The 18,606-nt window shown below is 58.9% G+C and carries 17 protein-coding genes; 7 read left to right on the forward strand and 10 right to left on the reverse strand.

What is annotated here, in order from left to right; genetic code table 11:
* Positions 1 to 34 precede the first annotated feature (34 nt).
* Positions 35 to 691, forward strand: coding sequence for an SDR family oxidoreductase (locus tag HP15_RS15460; RefSeq protein WP_008171094.1), 657 nt, complete (start codon positions 35 to 37; stop codon positions 689 to 691).
* A gap of 213 nt (positions 692 to 904) precedes the next feature.
* Positions 905 to 1,792, forward strand: a complete 888-nt coding sequence (locus HP15_RS15465) for a chemotaxis protein (protein ID WP_014578332.1) — start codon at positions 905 to 907, stop codon at positions 1,790 to 1,792.
* Here HP15_RS15465 and HP15_RS15470 read toward each other — a convergent pair.
* The 5 genes from HP15_RS15470 to mqo form a co-directional block, all read right to left on the reverse strand.
* Positions 1,789 to 2,652: a hypothetical protein gene (locus HP15_RS15470; protein WP_014578333.1), complete on the reverse strand. Its 864-nt coding sequence runs from the start codon at positions 2,650 to 2,652 to the stop codon at positions 1,789 to 1,791. The genes HP15_RS15465 and HP15_RS15470 overlap by 4 nt on opposite strands.
* Before the next feature lie 47 nt (positions 2,653 to 2,699).
* The gene (locus HP15_RS15475) at positions 2,700 to 4,370 is read right to left on the reverse strand and encodes an acetolactate synthase large subunit (protein WP_014578334.1); all 1,671 of its coding nucleotides are present in this window, start codon (positions 4,368 to 4,370) and stop codon (positions 2,700 to 2,702) included.
* A gap of 48 nt (positions 4,371 to 4,418) precedes the next feature.
* The gene (locus HP15_RS15480) at positions 4,419 to 6,443 is read right to left on the reverse strand and encodes a hypothetical protein (RefSeq protein WP_039881863.1); all 2,025 of its coding nucleotides are present in this window, start codon (positions 6,441 to 6,443) and stop codon (positions 4,419 to 4,421) included.
* 55 nt (positions 6,444 to 6,498) lie between these two features.
* The gene (locus tag HP15_RS15485; RefSeq protein WP_008171084.1) at positions 6,499 to 7,731 is read right to left on the reverse strand and encodes an ATP-grasp domain-containing protein; all 1,233 of its coding nucleotides are present in this window, start codon (positions 7,729 to 7,731) and stop codon (positions 6,499 to 6,501) included.
* Between the two features lie 156 nt (positions 7,732 to 7,887).
* Positions 7,888 to 9,369: a malate dehydrogenase (quinone) gene (mqo, locus tag HP15_RS15490; protein ID WP_014578336.1), complete on the reverse strand. Its 1,482-nt coding sequence runs from the start codon at positions 9,367 to 9,369 to the stop codon at positions 7,888 to 7,890.
* Positions 9,370 to 9,693: 324 nt separating this feature from the next.
* Here mqo and nhaD point away from each other — a divergent pair, with 324 nt between their 5' ends.
* Positions 9,694 to 10,944: a sodium:proton antiporter NhaD gene (nhaD, locus tag HP15_RS15495; protein WP_014578337.1), complete on the forward strand. Its 1,251-nt coding sequence runs from the start codon at positions 9,694 to 9,696 to the stop codon at positions 10,942 to 10,944.
* A 9-nt stretch (positions 10,945 to 10,953) separates the two neighbouring features.
* On the forward strand, positions 10,954 to 11,937 hold the full coding sequence (locus tag HP15_RS15500; protein WP_169702174.1) for a calcium/sodium antiporter: 984 nt from the start codon (positions 10,954 to 10,956) through the stop codon (positions 11,935 to 11,937).
* A 25-nt stretch (positions 11,938 to 11,962) separates the two neighbouring features.
* Here HP15_RS15500 and HP15_RS15505 read toward each other — a convergent pair whose 3' ends face one another.
* Positions 11,963 to 12,727, reverse strand: coding sequence for a lysophospholipid acyltransferase family protein (locus HP15_RS15505; RefSeq protein WP_008171076.1), 765 nt, complete (start codon positions 12,725 to 12,727; stop codon positions 11,963 to 11,965).
* A gap of 214 nt (positions 12,728 to 12,941) precedes the next feature.
* Between HP15_RS15505 and sorT the strand changes: the two genes are divergently transcribed.
* Together sorT and sorU are read left to right on the forward strand one after the other, a co-directional pair.
* Entirely contained in the window at positions 12,942 to 14,168 is a 1,227-nt protein-coding gene (gene sorT / locus HP15_RS15510) for a SorT family sulfite dehydrogenase catalytic subunit (protein WP_014578338.1), read from the forward strand.
* A gap of 58 nt (positions 14,169 to 14,226) precedes the next feature.
* The gene (gene sorU, locus HP15_RS15515) at positions 14,227 to 14,547 is read left to right on the forward strand and encodes a SorU family sulfite dehydrogenase c-type cytochrome subunit (RefSeq protein WP_014578339.1); all 321 of its coding nucleotides are present in this window, start codon (positions 14,227 to 14,229) and stop codon (positions 14,545 to 14,547) included.
* 33 nt (positions 14,548 to 14,580) lie between these two features.
* On the opposite strand, the gene msrB is transcribed toward sorU, so the two are convergent.
* The 3 genes from msrB to chrA all read right to left on the reverse strand — a co-directional run bounded on the left by msrB (position 14,581) and on the right by chrA (position 16,965).
* A complete protein-coding gene (gene msrB / locus HP15_RS15520; protein ID WP_008171070.1) occupies positions 14,581 to 15,006 on the reverse strand; it encodes a peptide-methionine (R)-S-oxide reductase MsrB in 426 nt (141 codons plus the stop codon).
* Between the two features lie 11 nt (positions 15,007 to 15,017).
* Entirely contained in the window at positions 15,018 to 15,671 is a 654-nt protein-coding gene (gene msrA / locus HP15_RS15525; RefSeq protein ID WP_008171069.1) for a peptide-methionine (S)-S-oxide reductase MsrA, read from the reverse strand.
* A gap of 112 nt (positions 15,672 to 15,783) precedes the next feature.
* Positions 15,784 to 16,965: a chromate efflux transporter gene (gene chrA / locus HP15_RS15530; protein WP_014578340.1), complete on the reverse strand. Its 1,182-nt coding sequence runs from the start codon at positions 16,963 to 16,965 to the stop codon at positions 15,784 to 15,786.
* A gap of 165 nt (positions 16,966 to 17,130) precedes the next feature.
* Here chrA and HP15_RS15535 point away from each other — a divergent pair, with 165 nt between their 5' ends.
* Positions 17,131 to 18,105 carry a metallophosphoesterase gene (locus HP15_RS15535; RefSeq protein WP_041645624.1) on the forward strand — a complete coding sequence of 325 codons (975 nt, stop codon included), beginning with the start codon at positions 17,131 to 17,133 and terminating at the stop codon, positions 18,103 to 18,105.
* Here HP15_RS15535 and HP15_RS15540 read toward each other — a convergent pair.
* Positions 18,102 to 18,584: a CDP-archaeol synthase gene (locus tag HP15_RS15540; RefSeq protein WP_014578342.1), complete on the reverse strand. Its 483-nt coding sequence runs from the start codon at positions 18,582 to 18,584 to the stop codon at positions 18,102 to 18,104. The two genes, HP15_RS15535 and HP15_RS15540, sit on opposite strands and share 4 nt — an antisense overlap.
* Positions 18,585 to 18,606: the final 22 nt, after the last annotated feature.

The raw sequence follows: 18,606 nt of genomic DNA on the forward strand, positions 1-18,606 counted from the left end.
CTAATGTTGAGCCTCAGCCACAAGGAATACAAACATGACCATTCTTATCACGGGCGCCAATCGCGGCATCGGCAAGGGCCTGGCCGATGAGTGGAGAGAGGCGGGCGAGCATGTCATCGGTACGGCCCGCAGCGAACCGGGCATGGAGGTGCTGGATGTCGCCGACCCCGCCAGCGTGACCGCGCTGGGCGAGCGCCTCGAAAATCAACCGATCTCAACCCTGGTCTGTAACGCCGGCATTCTGCTTGATCGCCATGAACAGCTGGAAGGCGGCTATCCGCCAGAACTCTGGGCGGAGCACTTCCAGGTCAATGTGACCGGCGTATTCCTCACCATACAGGCGCTGCTACCCAATCTCAGACTGGCATTGGCCGGGGTCGGCACCCCGAAAATCGCCATCATATCCAGCAAGCTTGGATCCCAGGCTTCTGCCGGTGGCGGCCGGTACATTTATCGTGCTTCGAAAGCGGCGGCGCTCAATCTCGGACGAAATCTGGCCGTGGACCTGCGTGAGCAGGGCATAGCCGTGGGCATCTACCACCCGGGCTGGGTGGCCACGGACATGGGCGGTAGCGACGCCGAGGTATCGGTTGAACAATCCGTTGATGGCCTCAGGCGGCAGATTGATAGCCTCACTCTCGCCGAAACCGGCTGCTTCAAGGCCTGGGACGGCAAGGACATGGCGTTCTGAGGGCACACTGATATGGCAACACAAGTCCTCGCGCGGAGTGTTTCTGTCACCATTTGAAACAATCCTTCTGAATCCCGATTCGCGGTAAAGCTGCTACTATTGCTACATACCTCAGGCTTATGGGCTTGGCAGCGCCCGCCAGACAGCCTGCTGAATCCAATTCTTGAAAAGCTCCTGCGTCAGGGGCTTTTGCGTTTGAAAGGACCCGGTTGTATGTCCAGCAAAGCGAAGCAGACCCAGAAACTTCTGCTGTTCCGGCTTTCCGGCGAGCGTCTGTTCGGGATCGGAACCCTGAAGATCCGGGAAATCCTGCCTTTCATGCGGCTGACGAAACTGCCCCACAGCCATCACGCCGTCATCGGCACGGCCACCTTCCGGGGTTCCGCCGTTCCGGTGATTGATATGGCTGCCGCGGTCGGCTATCCGCCGCTGACACAGGAAGAACGGGAAAAAGCCTCGATTATTGTCACGGATATCCAGCGCCAGGAGATCGGTTTTCTGGTGCGCAGCGTGCAACAGATCATCGAGACTGACTGGAAATCGGTGATGCCGCCACCCAAAGCCCTGGGCAGCAAGGCGTTTATCACAGGGCTGCTGGACGTGGATGGCGATATCATCCAGCTGCTGGATGTGGAATTGCTGTTGGCAAAGGTGTATCCGGAATCACTGGACACCCAGGAGGTCGTTCTCACGGATGTGCAGAGTGAGACGCTCAAGTCCCTGAACATTCTGATGGTCGACGATTCCCAGGTGGCCCGTAAGCAACTCTCGGACGTGCTGGACAGCAAGGACATCCCCTACCAGGTGACGTCGAACGGTGATGACGCGCTGCAGATTCTGCTGCGCGACCATGAACTGGGCCGGCCCACGGACATTCTGGTCAGCGATATCGAGATGCCGGGGCTCGATGGGTACGAGCTGGCGTTCAATGTGCGGGACAATTCAGCGCTGAAGCAGCCTTACATCATCCTGCATACGTCACTGAACAGTGAGATGAGCCTGAGCTATGCCAATCAGGTGGGCGCCAACGAAGCGCTGACGAAATTCGATGCCGAGGAGCTGCTTCAGGCCATGCTGCGAGGCGCCGAGCAAGCCCGCTAAAGTCTGAGCTGCTCGATGAATTCGTCCGCGTCGGCGCGCATCTCAGCCAGGCTCTGCTGCCACTCTTCCCGGTGACGATTCAGCGTTTCCTCACTCAGGCGCGTGAAGCGTTCGCCGGTTTCGGCCACGGTGCGGCTGGCATTGGCGATCGATTCCATGGTGGGATCGTTCAGCTCATCGGCCTGGCGATCCAGATCCCGGGCGGCCTGCTCCAGAATCACCCGGTCCTCTTCCGGTGTCGGCTCACTGTCTTTCAGGGCGTCTTCCACCGAGCGCTCAAGCTCCCGCATGGCTTCCTGCAACTTCTTGCCGAACGCCTCCATGGCGCCCTCTGCCTCGCGGCCGATTTTCTCGGAGTAGGCTTCCAGATCCCGCGCCAGCTGCTCCATCTGCTGCTCAAAGTCATCCGAAGACGATGAGAAACGGGCGCTGAGCTCGTCACCGAGCCGGCTGAGCTCGCCCATGATGCTGCTGAACGGGGAAGGATTAAGGATGGCCTCGCCAGTACGGTCGTAATCCACCAGCCACTGATCCTGGAACCGTACGAGATAGGTGACCAGCTCCAGCCGCTCACCTTCGGTTCCGGCTTCGGCCGGCAGGCGGGTCACGATAGTGGCTTCGCGATCTTCAATGACGACCCGGCCGAAGGATGGCACGGCGTCGGTCCAGCTGCGCTTGTAACCGTCGAACGCGGCGGATTCCGCCAGGGTGGAGTATTCCATCACGTCACCGGCGTCGTTCTCGGCCATGGCCTGCCAGAAGGCCGCCGCCACTTCCTGGGGTGTCTCGGGGTTGCTACAACCGGCGAGCAACGTCAGTGTCGCGACGGCCACCAGGCCGCGAAAAAAGGGACGGATCATTGCAGTGCTACCTCGGGCTCATCATCCATGGACGCATAATACACCCCTCAGAGCTTGCAGGTCAGTTCCGCCAGCTCCTCATCAAACACCCGGCGGTTTTCACTGTAATCCACGGGCACGTCCACCACATGAACACCGCCTTCAGCCAGGGCACCTTCCAGGGTCGGTCGCAGGTCCTCCGTGCGGGTCAAGCGGTGACCCTTGGCGCCGTAGGATTGGGCATAGGTGACAAAATCCGGGTTGCGATAATCCAGGCCGAAATCGCTGTAGCCTTCCTGGCCCTGCTTCCACTTGATCATGCCGTAGGCACTGTCGTTGATAATCAGCACCACCAGGTTGAGGTTCAGTCGAACCGCCGTTTCCAGCTCCTGGCTGTTCATCATGAAGCCGCCATCGCCACAGATCGCCATCACTTTCAGGTCCGGATACAGCATGGAGGCCATCATGCCGCTGGGCAAGCCGGCGCCCATGGAGGCCAGGGCGTTGTCGAGCAGTACCGTATTGTTGTCGTAGGCGCGGTAATTGCGGGCAAACCAGAGTTTGTACATGCCGTTGTCGAGCGTGATGATCCCGTCATCGGGCATTACCTGGCGCACATCGTGAACAATGCGTTGGGGGATCACCGGGAAGCGATCGTCTTCGGCCCGCTCCTGCAGGTGCGCATCCACCGCCTCCTTCACCTCCATCAGACGGGTGAAGTCGTGGTTGGCGCACTGGCCGCAGTTCTCGGCCATGTATTCCACGCTGTTGGCGATATCCCCGACAACCTCGTGCTGGGGGAAGTACACCGGGTCCACGTCGGCCGCACTGAAGTTCACATGAATGACCTTCTTGCCGCCGGGGGTCATGAAGAAAGGCGGCTTTTCCACCACATCATGGCCCACGTTGATCACCAGGTCGGCGCGGTCGATTGCACAGTGAACGAAGTCCCCGGCCGACAGGGCAGCGTTGCCCAGGTAGCGCGGATGTCGCTCATCCACCACGCCCTTGCCCATCTGGGTGGTGAAGAACGGGATGCCGGTGACATTCACGAGATGCAGCAACGCCTGGGAAACCCGTTTCCGGTTGGCGCCGGCACCGATCATGATCAGCGGATGCCGGGCCTCGCGCAGCATTTCGCACGCCATCTCCAGGCTTTTCGGGCTGGCCGAGGGCCGCCGGGCGTCACTGGGTTTGAAGATGTGGGTATCGGATTCGGGCGCCTCATCGGCGATGTCCTCTGGAAGCTCCAGATGCACGGCACCCGGGCGCTCTTCAGAGGCCAGGCGGAAAGCTTCCCGAACCTTGGCAGGGATGGTGTTGGCATTGCTGATTTGCCGGGTGTACTTGGTGAGCGGACGCATCAGGTCCACCACATCCAGAATCTGGAATAGCCCCTGCTTGGAGGACTTGATGGGTTTCTGGCCCGAGATCATCATCATGGGCATACCGCCCAGCTGAGCGTAGGCGGCGGCAGTCACGAAGTTGGTGGCGCCGGGCCCGAGCGTGGAAAGGCAGACTCCCACGCGCCCCGTCAGTCGGCCGTAGGTGGCGGCCATGAACCCGGCAGCCTGCTCATGGCGGTTGAGGACCAGCTGAATACTGGAGGTCCTCAAAGCCTCAAGGAAGGCAAGATTCTCCTCACCGGGCACCGCGAAAATGTATTCAACGCCTTCGTTTTCCAGCGCCCGGATAAACAACTCGGCCCCATTACGGGCCGGGGTCTGTTCGTTGGCCATGGCCTTCCTCTTGATCTGTGGATTCCGGGTGATCGGCAGGTTCCGGGATCAATCGGTTATGGGCGGCTCCGCCTGCAAAGCATCCGCCGGCACGCGATCCAGACCCCAACTGCGATACACACCCTCTGTTACGCGCCGAAGGGCATCCTCGTTCACTTCCGCAGGTTCCCCCCGCTCCAGGGGATCGTAATGGAAGATGTACAGTCGCGATGTGAACTGTTCGAAAGGCAGCGACGACTCGCCAAAACGCTCTCCGTTGCCCGAGGTACTGACTTTGACTCCATCGCCCCAGTTCTGGCCGCTGTCGTTATTGGGATTGAAGAAATAAATCCGCATCTCACCTTCCGGGTCAAGCGCGGCCCGGAGAATGGTAATGGCGTGCCAGCCGATAAACCGGGCGGCACTGTCGGTCACTGCAATACCCGCGGGCTGCGGGTGGATCAGCGGCTGATTGCCATTGTAGTAGGGGTGATAGCTGGCATAGAAATGCCGGATAAAGCCTTCCAGATCATGCAGCTTGCCAGTGGCCACATCCACGTTGATGGCAAATCCGCGCCCGGCAGACCAGCCGTGGAACTCCGGGTTCACCCATTTGTGGGGATCGCCCTGGCGGCCGACGCACAACCGGCCCATCTCCACATAAATGCGGTCCAGATGCGGCACTACAACCAGGGAGACAGGATCCAGATCGAGGGTAACCTCGGACGCGACACCGCCGACACTGCGGGCCGACGACACCGGCTGGCCTTCAAAGTGAATGACGATTTCATTGTCTCGGGCAGCCCAGGCCACCATCTGCAAGAGATAATCCGGATCGTTATAGGCCCACATCGAAAGAGCACGGGCCGACTGGCAGGTAGGATTGTTGCCCTGCCCCACGCCCAAAGGCTGGCCCAACATATTCAATACGCCCTGAATCAGCCAGGCATTGGGTTGCGGTTGGTAGCCATAGGCCAGTTCAAGTCGCTCCCGCGCATGGGGGCACAAAGACAACCGTGCCTGGCGCCACAGACCCGGCGCAACAGGAGGTTGATAAAGAATACCCCGCTCCAGCAGTAGCGCCAGGCCGTAGATGCCCTGTGCCGTTTCCGGATAGATACCTTCTTTAATGAGGGTGTGGACCAGCTCCCGATAGCACATCAGGCAATCCCGGCCGGTACTGGACAGCCCCAGCGCCTCGCTCAGCAAGGTGTCCTGGTCCAACAGGATGAAACGTATGAACGAGGCATGGTAAGGCGAGACCAGGCCGGTATCGTGCATGGAACGCGCAAACCCGGTGGCCTCGTTCTGCAGGGCCTGGGCGTCCATGGTTTCCAGCCGCTGCTCGTAGACCACAGTTCCGGGGTCTTCACTGCAGGCCCGGGTGGGGCCATAGAGGCTGGAGATCAATCGGTCGGCACCGCGCCCGGCACTGCCCAGATCGGCCTGCGGATCAGCCCGACAAAGGGCAATCTGGGTAATCATCTTGCGTACGTCCGATACCTGGATCGGTCGCTGTTCAAGGATCCGCCAGATCTCCTCGATCAGGCTATCAATGACATGTTCGTAGCCGATGTGGTGGGCCACGTACTGCACAAGGTTCTGGCTGATCAGCGCGAGCTTGCCCTGCTCCCGCTCAGCCTCGCCGGTCATGCCAAACAGCAGGCCGAGGTTGATGGCAAGAACCTGGGTCAGATAGTGGTGGGCCTGTTCAGCCGACACCGAAGGGTGCAGATAGCTGCCCCGGGCGACGGCAAGCAGCCGCAATTCGCTGAAGGCCTCAATGACGACGGTATCGGCATTCTGGCTCTGCAGCGAATAGGTTGTCAGCGTGGGAAGGAGAATACCGGGTTCGGCCCAGTCGGTGCCGGCAAAGACACCCGCCAGCTCAAGGCGCTCAGCGCGCTCCTCGATGATCCGGCAGCCATCCGGCTGCAGCAGGACCCGGCGGGCAATATCCAGCACACGCGGCAGTTTGCCGGCCTTGGTAAAAGACCGGCTTTCTTCCAAAGCCTGAATGGCGTCATCCAGGCGTTGAGCCAGCTTGTCAATGTTTACAGCTGGCGCTGCGCTGCCCGATTGGTGATCGTTCAAACGATAATCCTCAGGGCCTGGCACCAAACCCGGTTGTTGTTAATGCTTCTCCTGATTATACATAGAAATCGAGGTCTTCCTGATGTTTCAGGAGGTCCCGCATGACATAGGGGTCTTCACCGAAGAAATACACCAGCCCCCAGTGGGTACCGAAAGCGGTACGCTTGGTGACCGTTTCTTCAAGCGGCGCAGTCAGCTCGTGAGACTCGAAATACTCGTGATTTTCGGTCTCCTCCGGAATTTCCAGCTTGCTGACAACCCGGCGGCGCGGATACACACCGAAACAACCGGCGTAACCCTTCGCATCCACCACTTCCTTCGGGAAGAAGGCCTTGATTTCCTCTTCCGTGGTCTTCGGGTCAAAGGCCAGGATCATGCCCTGATACGCGTTGAAACCATAGGCACGCTCAAGCAGCTCGAATACCTTGAAGCCCGGTGGACGATAGGCCACCTCGCCAAAGTACATGGTCCGGTCGCTGGTCACGAAGTACTCCGGGTGGATAAACCCGAATTCGATATCGAAGGTCTTGATCAGCTTCTCGATTTCGCCGCGAATCTGGTCGCGATACTTCTCCAGGTCCGGTGTTGCGGGCACAAATACCGAATAGCCCAGCGTCACGTACTCGGAAATGTTCAGGAAAGCGATCTTGCCGTTGTGAATCCAGGCCTCGACCGCAAACTCCCAGCCATCCAGGTGCGACTCCATCAAAACCGGGAATTCTTCTTCCGGGATGGTATCGACTTCATCCGGCGTACGGATCACCCGGTGGCCAAGGCAGCCGGCCTTATCAAAGGCCTTGAGGTGAATCGGATCGTTGGGGTCACCATCCAGTTTCAGCAGAGTCTGATTAACCCGCTTGAGGAACCGGATAACATCACCCTTGTCGTGCGCTTCCTCGAAGATACCCACCCGGATACCACCGAGCTGGGCACGGCGTTTCATCAGGGCCTTGTCACGCAGCAGCATGGCCTGACCGAACAGACGAGGCTTGTCCATCAACACTGAGTTAATGGCACCTGCCCACTCCACAGTCTCCTCAAACAACGGGATGGCAACGTCTACGCCCATCTCCTTGAGGGTCTGCGCAATTTCTACCGAACGGTCATTCAGGCGCTCAAAATTCCAGGGCACGTAGGGAATGTCATGCTCTTCGCAATAGGCTTCGGCCCAGTCCGGTGCCACGACAACATACCGACGATCAAATTTGTCGGCCGCTTCAACCGCATTCAGGCTCCAGCCCAGTAATGCAATATACCCTTTCTCAGGATTGTACTTTTGCTCACTCACAGGCTCTCTCCTTTCATAAGGGTTGACTTATAACCCTACGCATTAGCTGTGAAATCGCAAATTTCACCCCCATTTGAAACGCAAAAAGCACTACAACAGCCGGGAGTGAATCCAGCAATCGCAGTGCCTTAGGCTTTCTTAGATCGATTGGGAATATCAGCCCAGTTTCAGGGTCGACAGGGTCCTCTCGCGAACTTTGGTAAGCAGTGCTTCGTCCTCTACCAGGGACTGGCCATAGGACGGAACAAGCTCTTTCATCCGTTCCTGCCACTCCGGCGTCTTGATCTTCTCCGGGAAACAACGCTCGATCACGTTGATCATGGCATTGGCTGCGGTGGAGGCTCCGGGCGAAGCACCCAGCAGCGCCGCCAGCGTTCCATCTTTTGCCGCCACAATTTCGGTGCCGAACTCAAGCTTGCCACCGCCACCATCGACCTGCTTGATGATCTGAACGCGCTGGCCGGCCATGCGCAGTTGCCAATCATCCTCCATGGCGTCCGGGAAGAAGTTGCGCAACGATGCCACCCGGTCACCGTGGGACTGGAACACTTCACCGATCAGGTAGCGTGTCAGGTCCATGTTGCTCTTGCTCACCGAGAGCATGGGCTTCAGGTTGGTGGGCTTCACCGAACCAATCAGATCAAAGATAGAGCCCTGCTTCAGGAAGCGGGTGGTGAAACCGGCGAAGGGGCCGAACAGAAGGGCCGGCTCGCCATTAATGATGCGGGTATCGAGGTGCGGTACCGACATGGGCGGTGCCCCGATCGGCGCCTTGCCGTATACCTTGGAGTTATGCTGCTTGACGATGTCGGGCTTGCCACACACCAGCCACTGACCGCTCACCGGGAAGCCACCGTAGCCACGTGCTTCGTCGATACCGGATTTCTGCAGCAGCGGCAACGCGCCACCGCCGGCGCCGAGGAACACGAAGCCGGTCTCGAGCTTGGTCAGCTCGCCGGTCTTCTGGTTCTTGACGCGGATCTTCCAACGGCCGTTGTCCCGCTGGTCGATGTAGTGCACCGGTGAGCTGAGCATCAGCTCGAAATTCGGCTGGGTTTCCAGCCAGCTCACCATGCTGCGGGTAAGCGAGCCGAAATCCACATCGGAACCGTGCTTGATCCGGGTCGCGGCAACCCGCTGCATGGGGTCCCGGTTATTGACGATCAGCGGCATCCATTCCTCGAGATCCTTCGGGGACTCGGTGTATTCCATGTCGCGGAACAGGTGATGGGCACTCAGGCGTTCATAACGACGCTTGAGGAAGGCCACATCCTTCTCGCCCCAGACAAAGCTCTGATGCGGTGTGCGGTTAATAAAGCTGGAGGGTTCGGGCAGGATGCCCTGCTCCACAAGGTAGGACCACAGCTGCAGTGACACCTCGAACTGGGCGTTGATCTGCAGGGCCCGATCGATGGTGACATCGCCATCACCGGTCTCGGGAGTGTAGTTAAGCTCACAGTACCCGGCATGCCCGGTACCTGCGTTGTTCCATCCGTCTGTGCTCTCATGGGCAACGTGGTCGAGACGCTCCACCATGACGATGTCCAGGGACGGATCAAGCTGCCTGAGCATCATGCCGAGAGTGGCGCTCATGACGCCACCGCCGACCAGCACTACGTCTGCCTGTCTAACGGCCATTGGTTTTCACCCTAGCTAGTGTTGAGCCTTTTTGCCCTCTCACGATCAGCAAGAGAGCCTGTCGGAAGCCGGTCGGGCGCGAGGTAAACGGCGCCGCCGTCTGCTTCCGGTCTGAATGTGCGCGCAATTATCCCGATTTTTGCCGGGAGAATAAATTGCGATTGTCAATCGTTGCGTCTTTCTTCGGCATCTATTTGCTTCAGGGGCCGATACGTGCACTTACGAACAGTGGTTTGCTACGGGTCAAAGGTCTAAAATCCGCCCGCGTGATCTGTCTGGCCGGCTCAGGCCTCCACTTTGACAAACCAGGACGGGATTTCCCCAATGTCTGCCCTTGATGCGTTTCTGATTATTCTCGCGGTTCTGGCGCTGCTAGGCGTCATATTTGAAGAGGTCATCCACATCAACAAGGCCAAGGTAACGCTGTTCTTTGGCACCATGAGCTGGATGCTGCTGTTCCTGTTCAGTGATAACGCTGGTGAAACGTCTGCCATTTCCGATGGTCTGTCCGAGAGCATCGCCGAAATCGCCGGGCTGTGGCTGTTTCTGGTCGCAGCCATGACGTTTGTCGCCTACCTGAACAAGAAGGGTATGATCGAAAACGTGATTTACCTGATCATGCCGAAGCAGGTAAGCGAGCGACGGCTACTGTTCCTGACCGGTCTTTTTTGTTTCATTTTCTCCTCTTTAGCAGACAATATCACCGCCACTTTAGTCTCATGCTCGCTGATTCTGTCTCTGGATCTGGAGCTGAAAAAACGTATCCAGTTCGTCACGCTGGTTGTGTTTGCGGTCAACTCGGGAGGCGTTTCCCTGATCACCGGCGACGTCACTACGTTGATGATTTTCCTGGCGGAAAAGGTTGAAATACTGACCCTTCTGACCCTGGCCATTCCGGCCTCGATCACCGTTTTCATCCTTGCGGTTTTCCTGTCTCGAGGGCTCACAGGAACCGTGACCCTGCGCTCCAACAATACCCCTGTGCGACGGGTGGACGCGATCATCAGCGGGCTGTTTTTGTTAACAATCCTGAGCACCATTGCCGGGAATGCCCTGTTCGGGATTCCACCGGTACTGACCTTTCTGTTCGGCCTGTCCATCATGTTCCTGGTGTCTCGATTCATGAGTGACGACTCCGATCTGGACCCGATTCTCGAGTACATCCGCATCATCGAGTTTGAAACGCTGCTGTTCTTTCTCGGCATCCTTCTGCTGGTGGGCATGCTCAAGGAGATCCATGCGCTGGATTCGCTGGTGGCGATTTACGACATCCTGCCGCCGCTGTACGCCAATTACCTGATGGGCATCTTCTCGGCCGTTATCGATAACGTGCCTCTGACGGCGGCCCTGCTGAAGGCCGGCATCGACATGAGCCCCGGCGAGTGGATGGGCCTGACCTATGCCGTGGGTGTGGGTGGATCGCTCCTGGTGATTGGCTCAGCCGCCGGTATAGTGGCAATGAGCAAGATTCCGGGGCTGACCTTTGCCGCCTATATGCGGTATCTTGCACACCTTCTGGCGGCCTATACCCTGGGCTACGCCGGTGTCTACATGCTCGGGCGTTTCATCAACTGAGGTCTATCTATGCTAATGGCATTTGGCGCAATCATCGCCGGCCTGATCCTGCTGGTCTGGAGTGCCGATAAATTTGTGGAGGGCGCCGCGGCGACCGCCAAACATCTTGGCATGCCCACCCTGCTGATCGGCATGGTGATTATCGGTTTCGGCACCTCGGCACCGGAACTCGCCGTCTCAGCCATGGCTGCGTCTGATGGCAACCCTGGCCTGGCCCTGGGTAACGGCTATGGCTCCAACATTACCAACATTGCGCTTATTGTCGGCCTGACAGCCATCATCGCGCCCATCGCAGTGCACTCCCAGGTGATCCGCAAGGAGCTGCCACTGCTGATCGTACTCACCCTCATTGCCGGCGCCCAGCTGATCGACGGGCAACTCTCACGCATGGATGGCTGGGTGTTGCTGGCGGTATTTGCTGTGGTTATGGGATGGTCAATCTACCAGGGCCTGAAAGGCAAGGCGGACCCTCTGGCCGGTGATGCCGACGCCGAGATCATTGCGCACCCCATGCCCCTGAAAACCGCCGTGATCTGGCTGGTAATTGGCCTGGTACTGCTGATCGTCAGCTCCCGGATGCTGGTCTGGGGTGCCGTCACGATTGCCCAGAGCCTTGGAGTCAGCGATCTGGTGATCGGTCTCACCATCGTTGCCATCGGCACTTCCCTGCCCGAACTCGCCTCGGCTCTGGCCGCGGTCAAAAAGAACGAACACGACCTGATCCTGGGCAATATTCTGGGGTCGGGCATTTTCAACACCCTCGCCGTGGTGGGTCTCGCGGCTGTTATCGAACCCCTCGCGGTGGACCCGGAAGTGCTCTACCGTGACTGGACGCTGATGCTGGCGCTCACGGTGGGTCTGTTCCTGATGGGTTACGGGCTTACCGGATGGCGAAAACTGGTGAGCCGTGTGGATGGTGGCATCCTGGTGCTGGTGTACGTGGCCTATACCGGCTATCTGCTCTCCACGGTGGTGGCTGCCGGTACGGCCTGATCTGCGTGCCGATGTGAGGCCGGTGCTAACCGGCTTCACCGTCTCCCAACAGCTCCGTCAGCCTTCCGCGCACCTCGGTCATGACTTCGTCCAGGTCGGCTTTGGTCTTACCGGCCGTATCCAGCGGTTCTCCTACCCTCACATCCACCGGCTGCCCGAGGTTGATCTGCCAGGTGCGGGCCGGTAAAACACGGTGAATACCCCGCACGGCCACCGGCACGATCACCGCCTCAGTATCCAGCGCCAGGTGAAAACAGCCTTTCTTGAAAGGCAGAAGTTTTCCGTCCGGCGAGCGGGTTCCCTCGGGCGCGGCCCAGAGCACGATTCCACTTTCCATCATCGCCCGCGCCTTCTCCAGATCCCTGACTGCACGTTGCCGATTGGAGCGGTCTACTGAGGGGAATTCCGCTGCACGCATGGCCTGCCCCAGCAGCGGGATACTGAACAGCTCCTTTTTTGCCAGCATGCGGATCGATCCCGGCAACGATACGAAGGTGACCGGAATATCATAGTGGCTGGCATGGGTGCACATGATGATGTACCGGCGCCCGTCGCCGAAATCAGGCACTTGCCCGCGCACGGTGAGGCTGGCACGAACCAGTCGTAACAGCGAGGCCGACCACTCGCGGCAGTATTTGTCGACGATGGGCCGGTTCAACCTCCCGAACAGCGCCCTTAGCAAAACCAACAGGGAAAAGAGTGCTGTCAATCCGACACTGCCCAGAACCACACCCGCCCGCCGAAGAAGCGTTGCTGACTCCGTTAGCGGATTCATCTTCAATCGAATCATCTCAGCTACCCTTCTCTGTTTCCCGGGTTCGTTCGCGGCCTCGTTGCTGCGCGTTCAATAGGGGGCGAATTATAGCGACTGAAAAACCCGTTGAATAACACACAAAAGTATTGATTAATTTTTAACCATTACCTATAAGGTATAAGGATATAACCTCGAAGAATTGGAAGAGCAGTCCCACCGTCCGACGACAACCCTAAGAAGGAGACGGATAATGAAGCAGGAACCAGCGCTGATGCGCGGCCCGAATGACCCGGGCCTTCAGAACCCCTCCCGCCGCACCCTGCTACTTGGCAGTGCCGGCGCCATGGCCGCGGTAAGCGTGCTGGGATTTACGCCCCTTGCCAAAGCCGATGAACCAAAATCACTCCCGGATTACGCCGCCTGGAAAGAACGCAACGCCCTGATTGTTCACAGCGCAAACACGATGGAAACCCAACGGGGGGCCATCGGCAATGGCGTTATTACCTCAAGTGACCGCTTGTTCGTTCGTAATAACCTGCCCGCGCCACCAGCCTCGGTAACCGATAACCCGGATGCCTGGGAGGTGCGGATTGAGGGCGTGAAAAATCCCCGAACCCTGACGGTCGGCGACCTGAAACAGATGGGGGTTACCACCGTTGCCTCCGTATTACAGTGTTCCGGTAACGGTCGCGCCTTCTTCCCCCATGGCGCGAGTGGTACCCAATGGTCTGTTGGCGCTGCGGGCTGCATCATGTGGACCGGTGTACCGCTGAAAGATGTTGTGGAGGCTCTTGGCGGCCCTGTTGACGGTACCCGGTACATCACCAGCACCGGCGGCGAGACACTTCCCGACGGCCTGGACCCGAAAACGATTATCGTGGAACGTTCCGTTCCCACCCGTGCCATGGAAACCGCATTGCTGGCCTGGGAAATGAATGACGAGCCTCTGACCCACACTCACGGTGGCCCGCTAAGAATGGTTGTGCCGGGTTACTACGGCGTGAACAACGTGAAGTACGTCAAGAACGTTGCCTTCACCGAAAACCAGACGGACGCCAAGATCCAGGCTTCAGGCTACCGGGTTCGTGATGTCGGCGTGAAAGGCGCCCCGGATCAGCCTTCCATGTGGGAAATGAACGTCAAATCCTGGGTAACATCGCCTCTGGAAAGCGGTCAGAGCGGTCGCAATATGATCTATGGCGTCGCTTTCGGTGGCACTGTTCCGCTCGAAAAAGTCGACGTTTCAGTGGATGGTGGTAAAACCTGGAAACAGGCTCGTTTCCTGGGACCGGACCTTGGTCCCTATGCCTGGAGGCCGTTTGTCCTGGCAGCGGATCTAGCGGCCGGAGAGCACCGGATTGTCAGCCGGGCGACCGACGTGCAGGGCAACACCCAGCCTGAGGGTCGGATCGAGAACGAACGTGGCTACGGTCACAATGGCTGGAGCGACCACGGAGTCACGGTTGCCATCAGTTGATCATTGGCGGAGCCGACCCGGGAGTACGGCGGCTCCGACCTATCCGGAAAGCAATGATATGAGAAAAACTGCAGTACTGGGCGCCATAGCCCTGATAGGACTGTCGCCCCTGACGATCGCCAGCGACTTTGACAAAGGGAAACAGGTATTCACTCAGGAGGCACAACCTTCCTGCACCATATGCCATACCCTGGCGGACGCCGGTTCGGCTGGTGCCATCGGCCCGGATCTCGATGAACTCAAACCCACGATGGAACAGGTGGTCAATGCCGTAACCAGCGGGGTGGGTGTCATGCCGGCGTTCAACGAGTCGCTGTCTGAGGAACAGATAAATGCTGTGGCCCACTACGTGGCGACTGTGACAGGCGGCAATAAATAGAATCGGGGGCCCTGCGGCCCCCTTTTTTTCGTCTCAGGCGTTTTCCTGAAACACCATGGCAACCGAGTTCAGGCAGTAGCGCTGCCCGGTTGGCGGCGGGCCGTCAGGAAAGACATGGCCGAGATGGCTGTCGCAACGGGGACAGCGGATTTCGGTGCGAGTCATGCCAAGACTCGTGTCCTCAATGTAGCGGATATGCTCCGGATCAAAGGGCTGAAAGAAACTCGGCCAGCCGGTTCCCGAGTCAAACTTCGAGTCCGAGCTGAACAAAGGCAGATCGCAAAGCCGGCAGTGGTAAACACCAGCTTTTTTGTTATCCAGCAAGGTTCCGCAAAACGGATGCTCGGTGCCATGGTCGAGCAGTACGCGCCGCTCTTCCGATGTCAGATCCGCAGCTTTCTCCTCAACCTGTGCTTCGTTTAGTGGTGTCAGGTCATAACCTGCAGCGGAAACTCCCATAGTCTGCCTCCTCAGGCGGTGCTGCCTGCGTCGTTGTCTGTAAATTCCGGCTTCAGGCGATCAGGATAACTGTCTACAAGCTTTTCCATTTTCGGGGCGGCCACGGCCATGATGTATGGCTGGTAGGGATTACGGGCAGCAAAATTCTGGTGGTACTCTTCTGCCGGGTAAAATGCCTCCAGCGGCTCCAGCGTGGTCACTATCGGATCCGGGTACACTTCGGCCTGATTGAGCTGGTGGATGTAGGCCTCGGCTACCCGCCGCTGTTCGGCAGTCTCGTAGAACACAGCCGAGCGGTACTGGGTGCCCCGGTCGTTGCCCTGACGGTTCAACTGGGTGGGATCGTGAGCAACCGAGAAGAACACCTTTAGCAGTTCGCCAAAACTGACCCTGGCAGGGTCATAGTGAACATCCACCACTTCTGCGTGGCCGGTAGTACCTGAGCAGACGGCCTCATAATTGGCAGAGCTGGCGTGACCGCCAGCGTAACCGGACTCAACACTGGTTACGCCATCGATGGCCAGGAAAACGGCTTCCACACACCAGAAGCAGCCGCCAGCCAGCACGACACGCTGTTCGCCCTCGGCTGCCGGCAGGTCCTGTTCAGGATCGGGAAAACGGCTACGTGGTACGTTGAGACCCGGGATACTGCAGGATGTCGTCATGGTAACCTCTGCGTTCGAATTATCTGCGTTTAACCGCTCGATTGTGGCTGGAAACCTGCTGATTTGCCAACCCGTGTGCCGGCTCAGGAAGAAAGGATTATATGTACGTTGATCAGGACAGCAGGATCACTCCAGCCAGCGCACTCAGCGGCGCCAGTAGCCAGACCGGAACCCGCCAGACAGCGAGACAGACCCAAATGGCGAGCACGAGTGCCAGATCATGCGCACCATGGACGGCGGAGACCCAGACCGGATCGTAGAGAGCCGCCAGCAACAACCCCACCACGCCTGCATTCACGCCGGCCAGCGCTGACCGGGCGCGACGATGCTCCCGAAGCCAGCTCCATAGGGGAAGACCGGCGAATACAAGCAGGGTTCCAGGGAGGAACACAGCCAGTACCGCAATCACACCACCGAGAACACCGGCCTGTGAACCACCCAGAAATCCTGAAAAGGAAAACAGCGGTCCCGGCATAGCCTGGGCAACGCCATACCCCGCCAGGAAAGTGTCCGCCGGCATGGCACCGGAGGCCACGAAGCCCTCCTGTAGCCAGGGCAGCACTACATGTCCGCCGCCAAACACCAGTGCACCGGCCCGGTACATTTCAGCGCCTATCCAACCAAGACTGCCGGTGGTCTGAGGCAGGAAGGAAACCAACAACAGAATCAAAAAGGCCCCTGCAAAAAGCGCAGGTTTCCGGGATTGTAGCGGCACATGCAGCGGCTCAGATGCCTCTCCGCTCCCCAACCCCAGAAAGGAACCCACAGCCCCGGCAATGACCAGCGCCAGTATCTGCATCCAGGTTTCGCCCATCACCAGAAGGCTCACCGCTACCAGCAACGCCATGGCGATTCGGGGACGGTCCGGGCAAAGGGTTGTTCCCATCTGCCAGACCGCCTGGGCCACCACCGCCACCACAAACAACTTGAGACCCTGTATCCAGCCGCCACTGCTGGCCTCTGGCCAGGCGCTCAATCCCAGCGCAAGACCAATCATGATCACCGCCGATGGCAGGGTGAACCCCAGCCACGCTGCGAGTGCGCCTCGGTAATGGCCGCGCAGGAACCCTATAGTCAGACCGACCTGGCTGGAAGCCGGTCCCGGCAGCAACTGGCAGAGGACCACAACTTCTGCGTAGGCACTGTCTGAGAGCCACCGCCGACGTTTGACAAATTCATCGTGAAAGAATCCGAGATGCGCTGCCGGACCACCAAACGACGTCAGCCCCAGCCGAAGGAACAGCAGAAAAATCTGGCTAAACGACAGCCTGTCATCACTCGATGGTTCCGTCATAAATCTCCTGAGTCTGTTGCTCCGCTGGTTTCACCGCCAGTTTGTGATCAAACATGAACATTGTGTCGTTTTGGTTGCATACCTTCGAGGGCCATCCATAATGACAGACAGGGTTTGCCACTTAGTACATCGGCCATGCCCGGCTCGGCATATAAGGGAAGAAAAATGACGGCAAGGGCTCGTACACCGGAGAACCAGGATGAACTCCTGGAATACCGCCTGAGCCTGAGGCTCGGCCCTGTTCACGCCCGCCAGAGGCTCGGCATTGAACGGGAAGCTGAAGCGAAGGTATTCGGGCAGGATCACAGCTCATTCCATCTGGAAAACTGGGCCACGGCACCCGGCTTTATCCGTACCTGTTTGCGCATGGTTGGCCTTTGGGGCCGGGGCCAGAGCAACAGCCGGCGTCTGAACACCGTGCACAATCATTTCCAGCTTCCCGGCCTGCCGGAAGCCTTCGAGGGCTTTCGCATTCTGCATCTGACCGACCTGCACGTAGACATGGACGAAGCCAACCTGCAGGCAGTCCTGCGCCAGATCGAACCGTTAGACTACGATCTGTGCGTGTTGACCGGCGACTACCGGAAACTCACGTGGGGCCCGATTGAGGGCGCCCTGGACGGCATGGCGCGGCTGAGGGACGGTATAAAAAGCAAGCCCTATGCGGTTCTGGGTAACCACGACAGCGTTCGCATGGTACCGGCATTGGAAGACATGGGTTACCAACTGCTGATGAACGAAATGGCGCCCATTGAACGGGAGGGCCAGACCCTGTACCTCGCGGGTGTGGACGACGCCCACTTCTTCAAGGTCCACAACCTGCATCAGGCGGGGGACAATATCCCTGCGGGAGGCACCAGCATCCTGCTCAGCCATACGCCGGAGATCTGGCGCGAGGCTGCCCACGCCGGCTACGACGTCTTTCTCTGCGGCCACACACACGGCGGCCAGATCTGCCTGCCCGGCGGTATTCCGGTGACTCTCGACTCTGACTGCCCGCGCACACTCGGTCGAGGTTACTGGCGGATGAACGGGATGCAGGGCTACACCTCACCGGGTTCCGGAACGTCCGTGGTAAACGTTCGCCTGAACTGCCCGCCGGAAGTAACCCTTCACACCCTGACTCGCGGCCCGGTTTAGTGGGGCTGCCGGCGTATACCGAGACGGTAGAGCAGCGGTGAGCCATAGATGTTGGACAGGGTAAAAACCACCACGACAACCAACACTACCCACAGGCTCACCGGCAGCCACCACATCGCCAGCAGCATGGGCAGGAGGGCTTCCGGGATCTGATCCAGCCCGACAGCCCGGGCACTCGATTCCAAACCCATTCGGCGCTTGATGAAGCTGCTCAGAAGATCTCCTCCCAGCCCCAGCAGGCCGAACAGAAGCCCGAACACGAATCCCAGCCCGGTAAACTGGGCGAAAAGCCCGCAGGCCAGTGCACCGGATACAACACCCCGCCAGGTTTTGCTTTCACCAAATACGGGGCGGCCATCGGACAGCAGTCGACCGCCGTCCACCGGGGCCGACCAGCGGTTTTTCAGCAGCCCGGCGGCAACCACCGGCGTGCCGTTGGCCAGCACCAGCATCACAAACAGCTCCAGGATGATCAGCAAGCGTTTGCGCCCCTCTGAAACG

This window comes from Marinobacter adhaerens HP15 (assembly GCF_000166295.1).
GTDB lineage: Bacteria > Pseudomonadota > Gammaproteobacteria > Pseudomonadales > Oleiphilaceae > Marinobacter > Marinobacter adhaerens.

Bases quoted from the DNA above. Each gene is read 5' to 3' on its own strand.
- HP15_RS15460 (WP_008171094.1), top strand. From the start codon at position 35: ATGACCATTCTTATCACGGGCGCCAATCGCGGCATCGGCAAGGGCCTG.
- HP15_RS15465 (WP_014578332.1), top strand. From the start codon at position 905: ATGTCCAGCAAAGCGAAGCAGACCCAGAAACTTCTGCTGTTCCGGCTT.
- HP15_RS15470 (WP_014578333.1), bottom strand. From the start codon at position 2,652: ATGATCCGTCCCTTTTTTCGCGGCCTGGTGGCCGTCGCGACACTGACG.
- HP15_RS15475 (WP_014578334.1), bottom strand. From the start codon at position 4,370: ATGGCCAACGAACAGACCCCGGCCCGTAATGGGGCCGAGTTGTTTATC.
- mqo (WP_014578336.1), bottom strand. From the start codon at position 9,369: ATGGCCGTTAGACAGGCAGACGTAGTGCTGGTCGGCGGTGGCGTCATG.
- nhaD (WP_014578337.1), top strand. From the start codon at position 9,694: ATGTCTGCCCTTGATGCGTTTCTGATTATTCTCGCGGTTCTGGCGCTG.
- HP15_RS15500 (WP_169702174.1), top strand. From the start codon at position 10,954: ATGCTAATGGCATTTGGCGCAATCATCGCCGGCCTGATCCTGCTGGTC.
- HP15_RS15505 (WP_008171076.1), bottom strand. From the start codon at position 12,727: ATGATTCGATTGAAGATGAATCCGCTAACGGAGTCAGCAACGCTTCTT.
- sorT (WP_014578338.1), top strand. From the start codon at position 12,942: ATGAAGCAGGAACCAGCGCTGATGCGCGGCCCGAATGACCCGGGCCTT.
- sorU (WP_014578339.1), top strand. From the start codon at position 14,227: ATGAGAAAAACTGCAGTACTGGGCGCCATAGCCCTGATAGGACTGTCG.
- msrB (WP_008171070.1), bottom strand. From the start codon at position 15,006: ATGGGAGTTTCCGCTGCAGGTTATGACCTGACACCACTAAACGAAGCA.
- msrA (WP_008171069.1), bottom strand. From the start codon at position 15,671: ATGACGACATCCTGCAGTATCCCGGGTCTCAACGTACCACGTAGCCGT.
- chrA (WP_014578340.1), bottom strand. From the start codon at position 16,965: ATGACGGAACCATCGAGTGATGACAGGCTGTCGTTTAGCCAGATTTTT.
- HP15_RS15535 (WP_041645624.1), top strand. From the start codon at position 17,131: ATGACGGCAAGGGCTCGTACACCGGAGAACCAGGATGAACTCCTGGAA.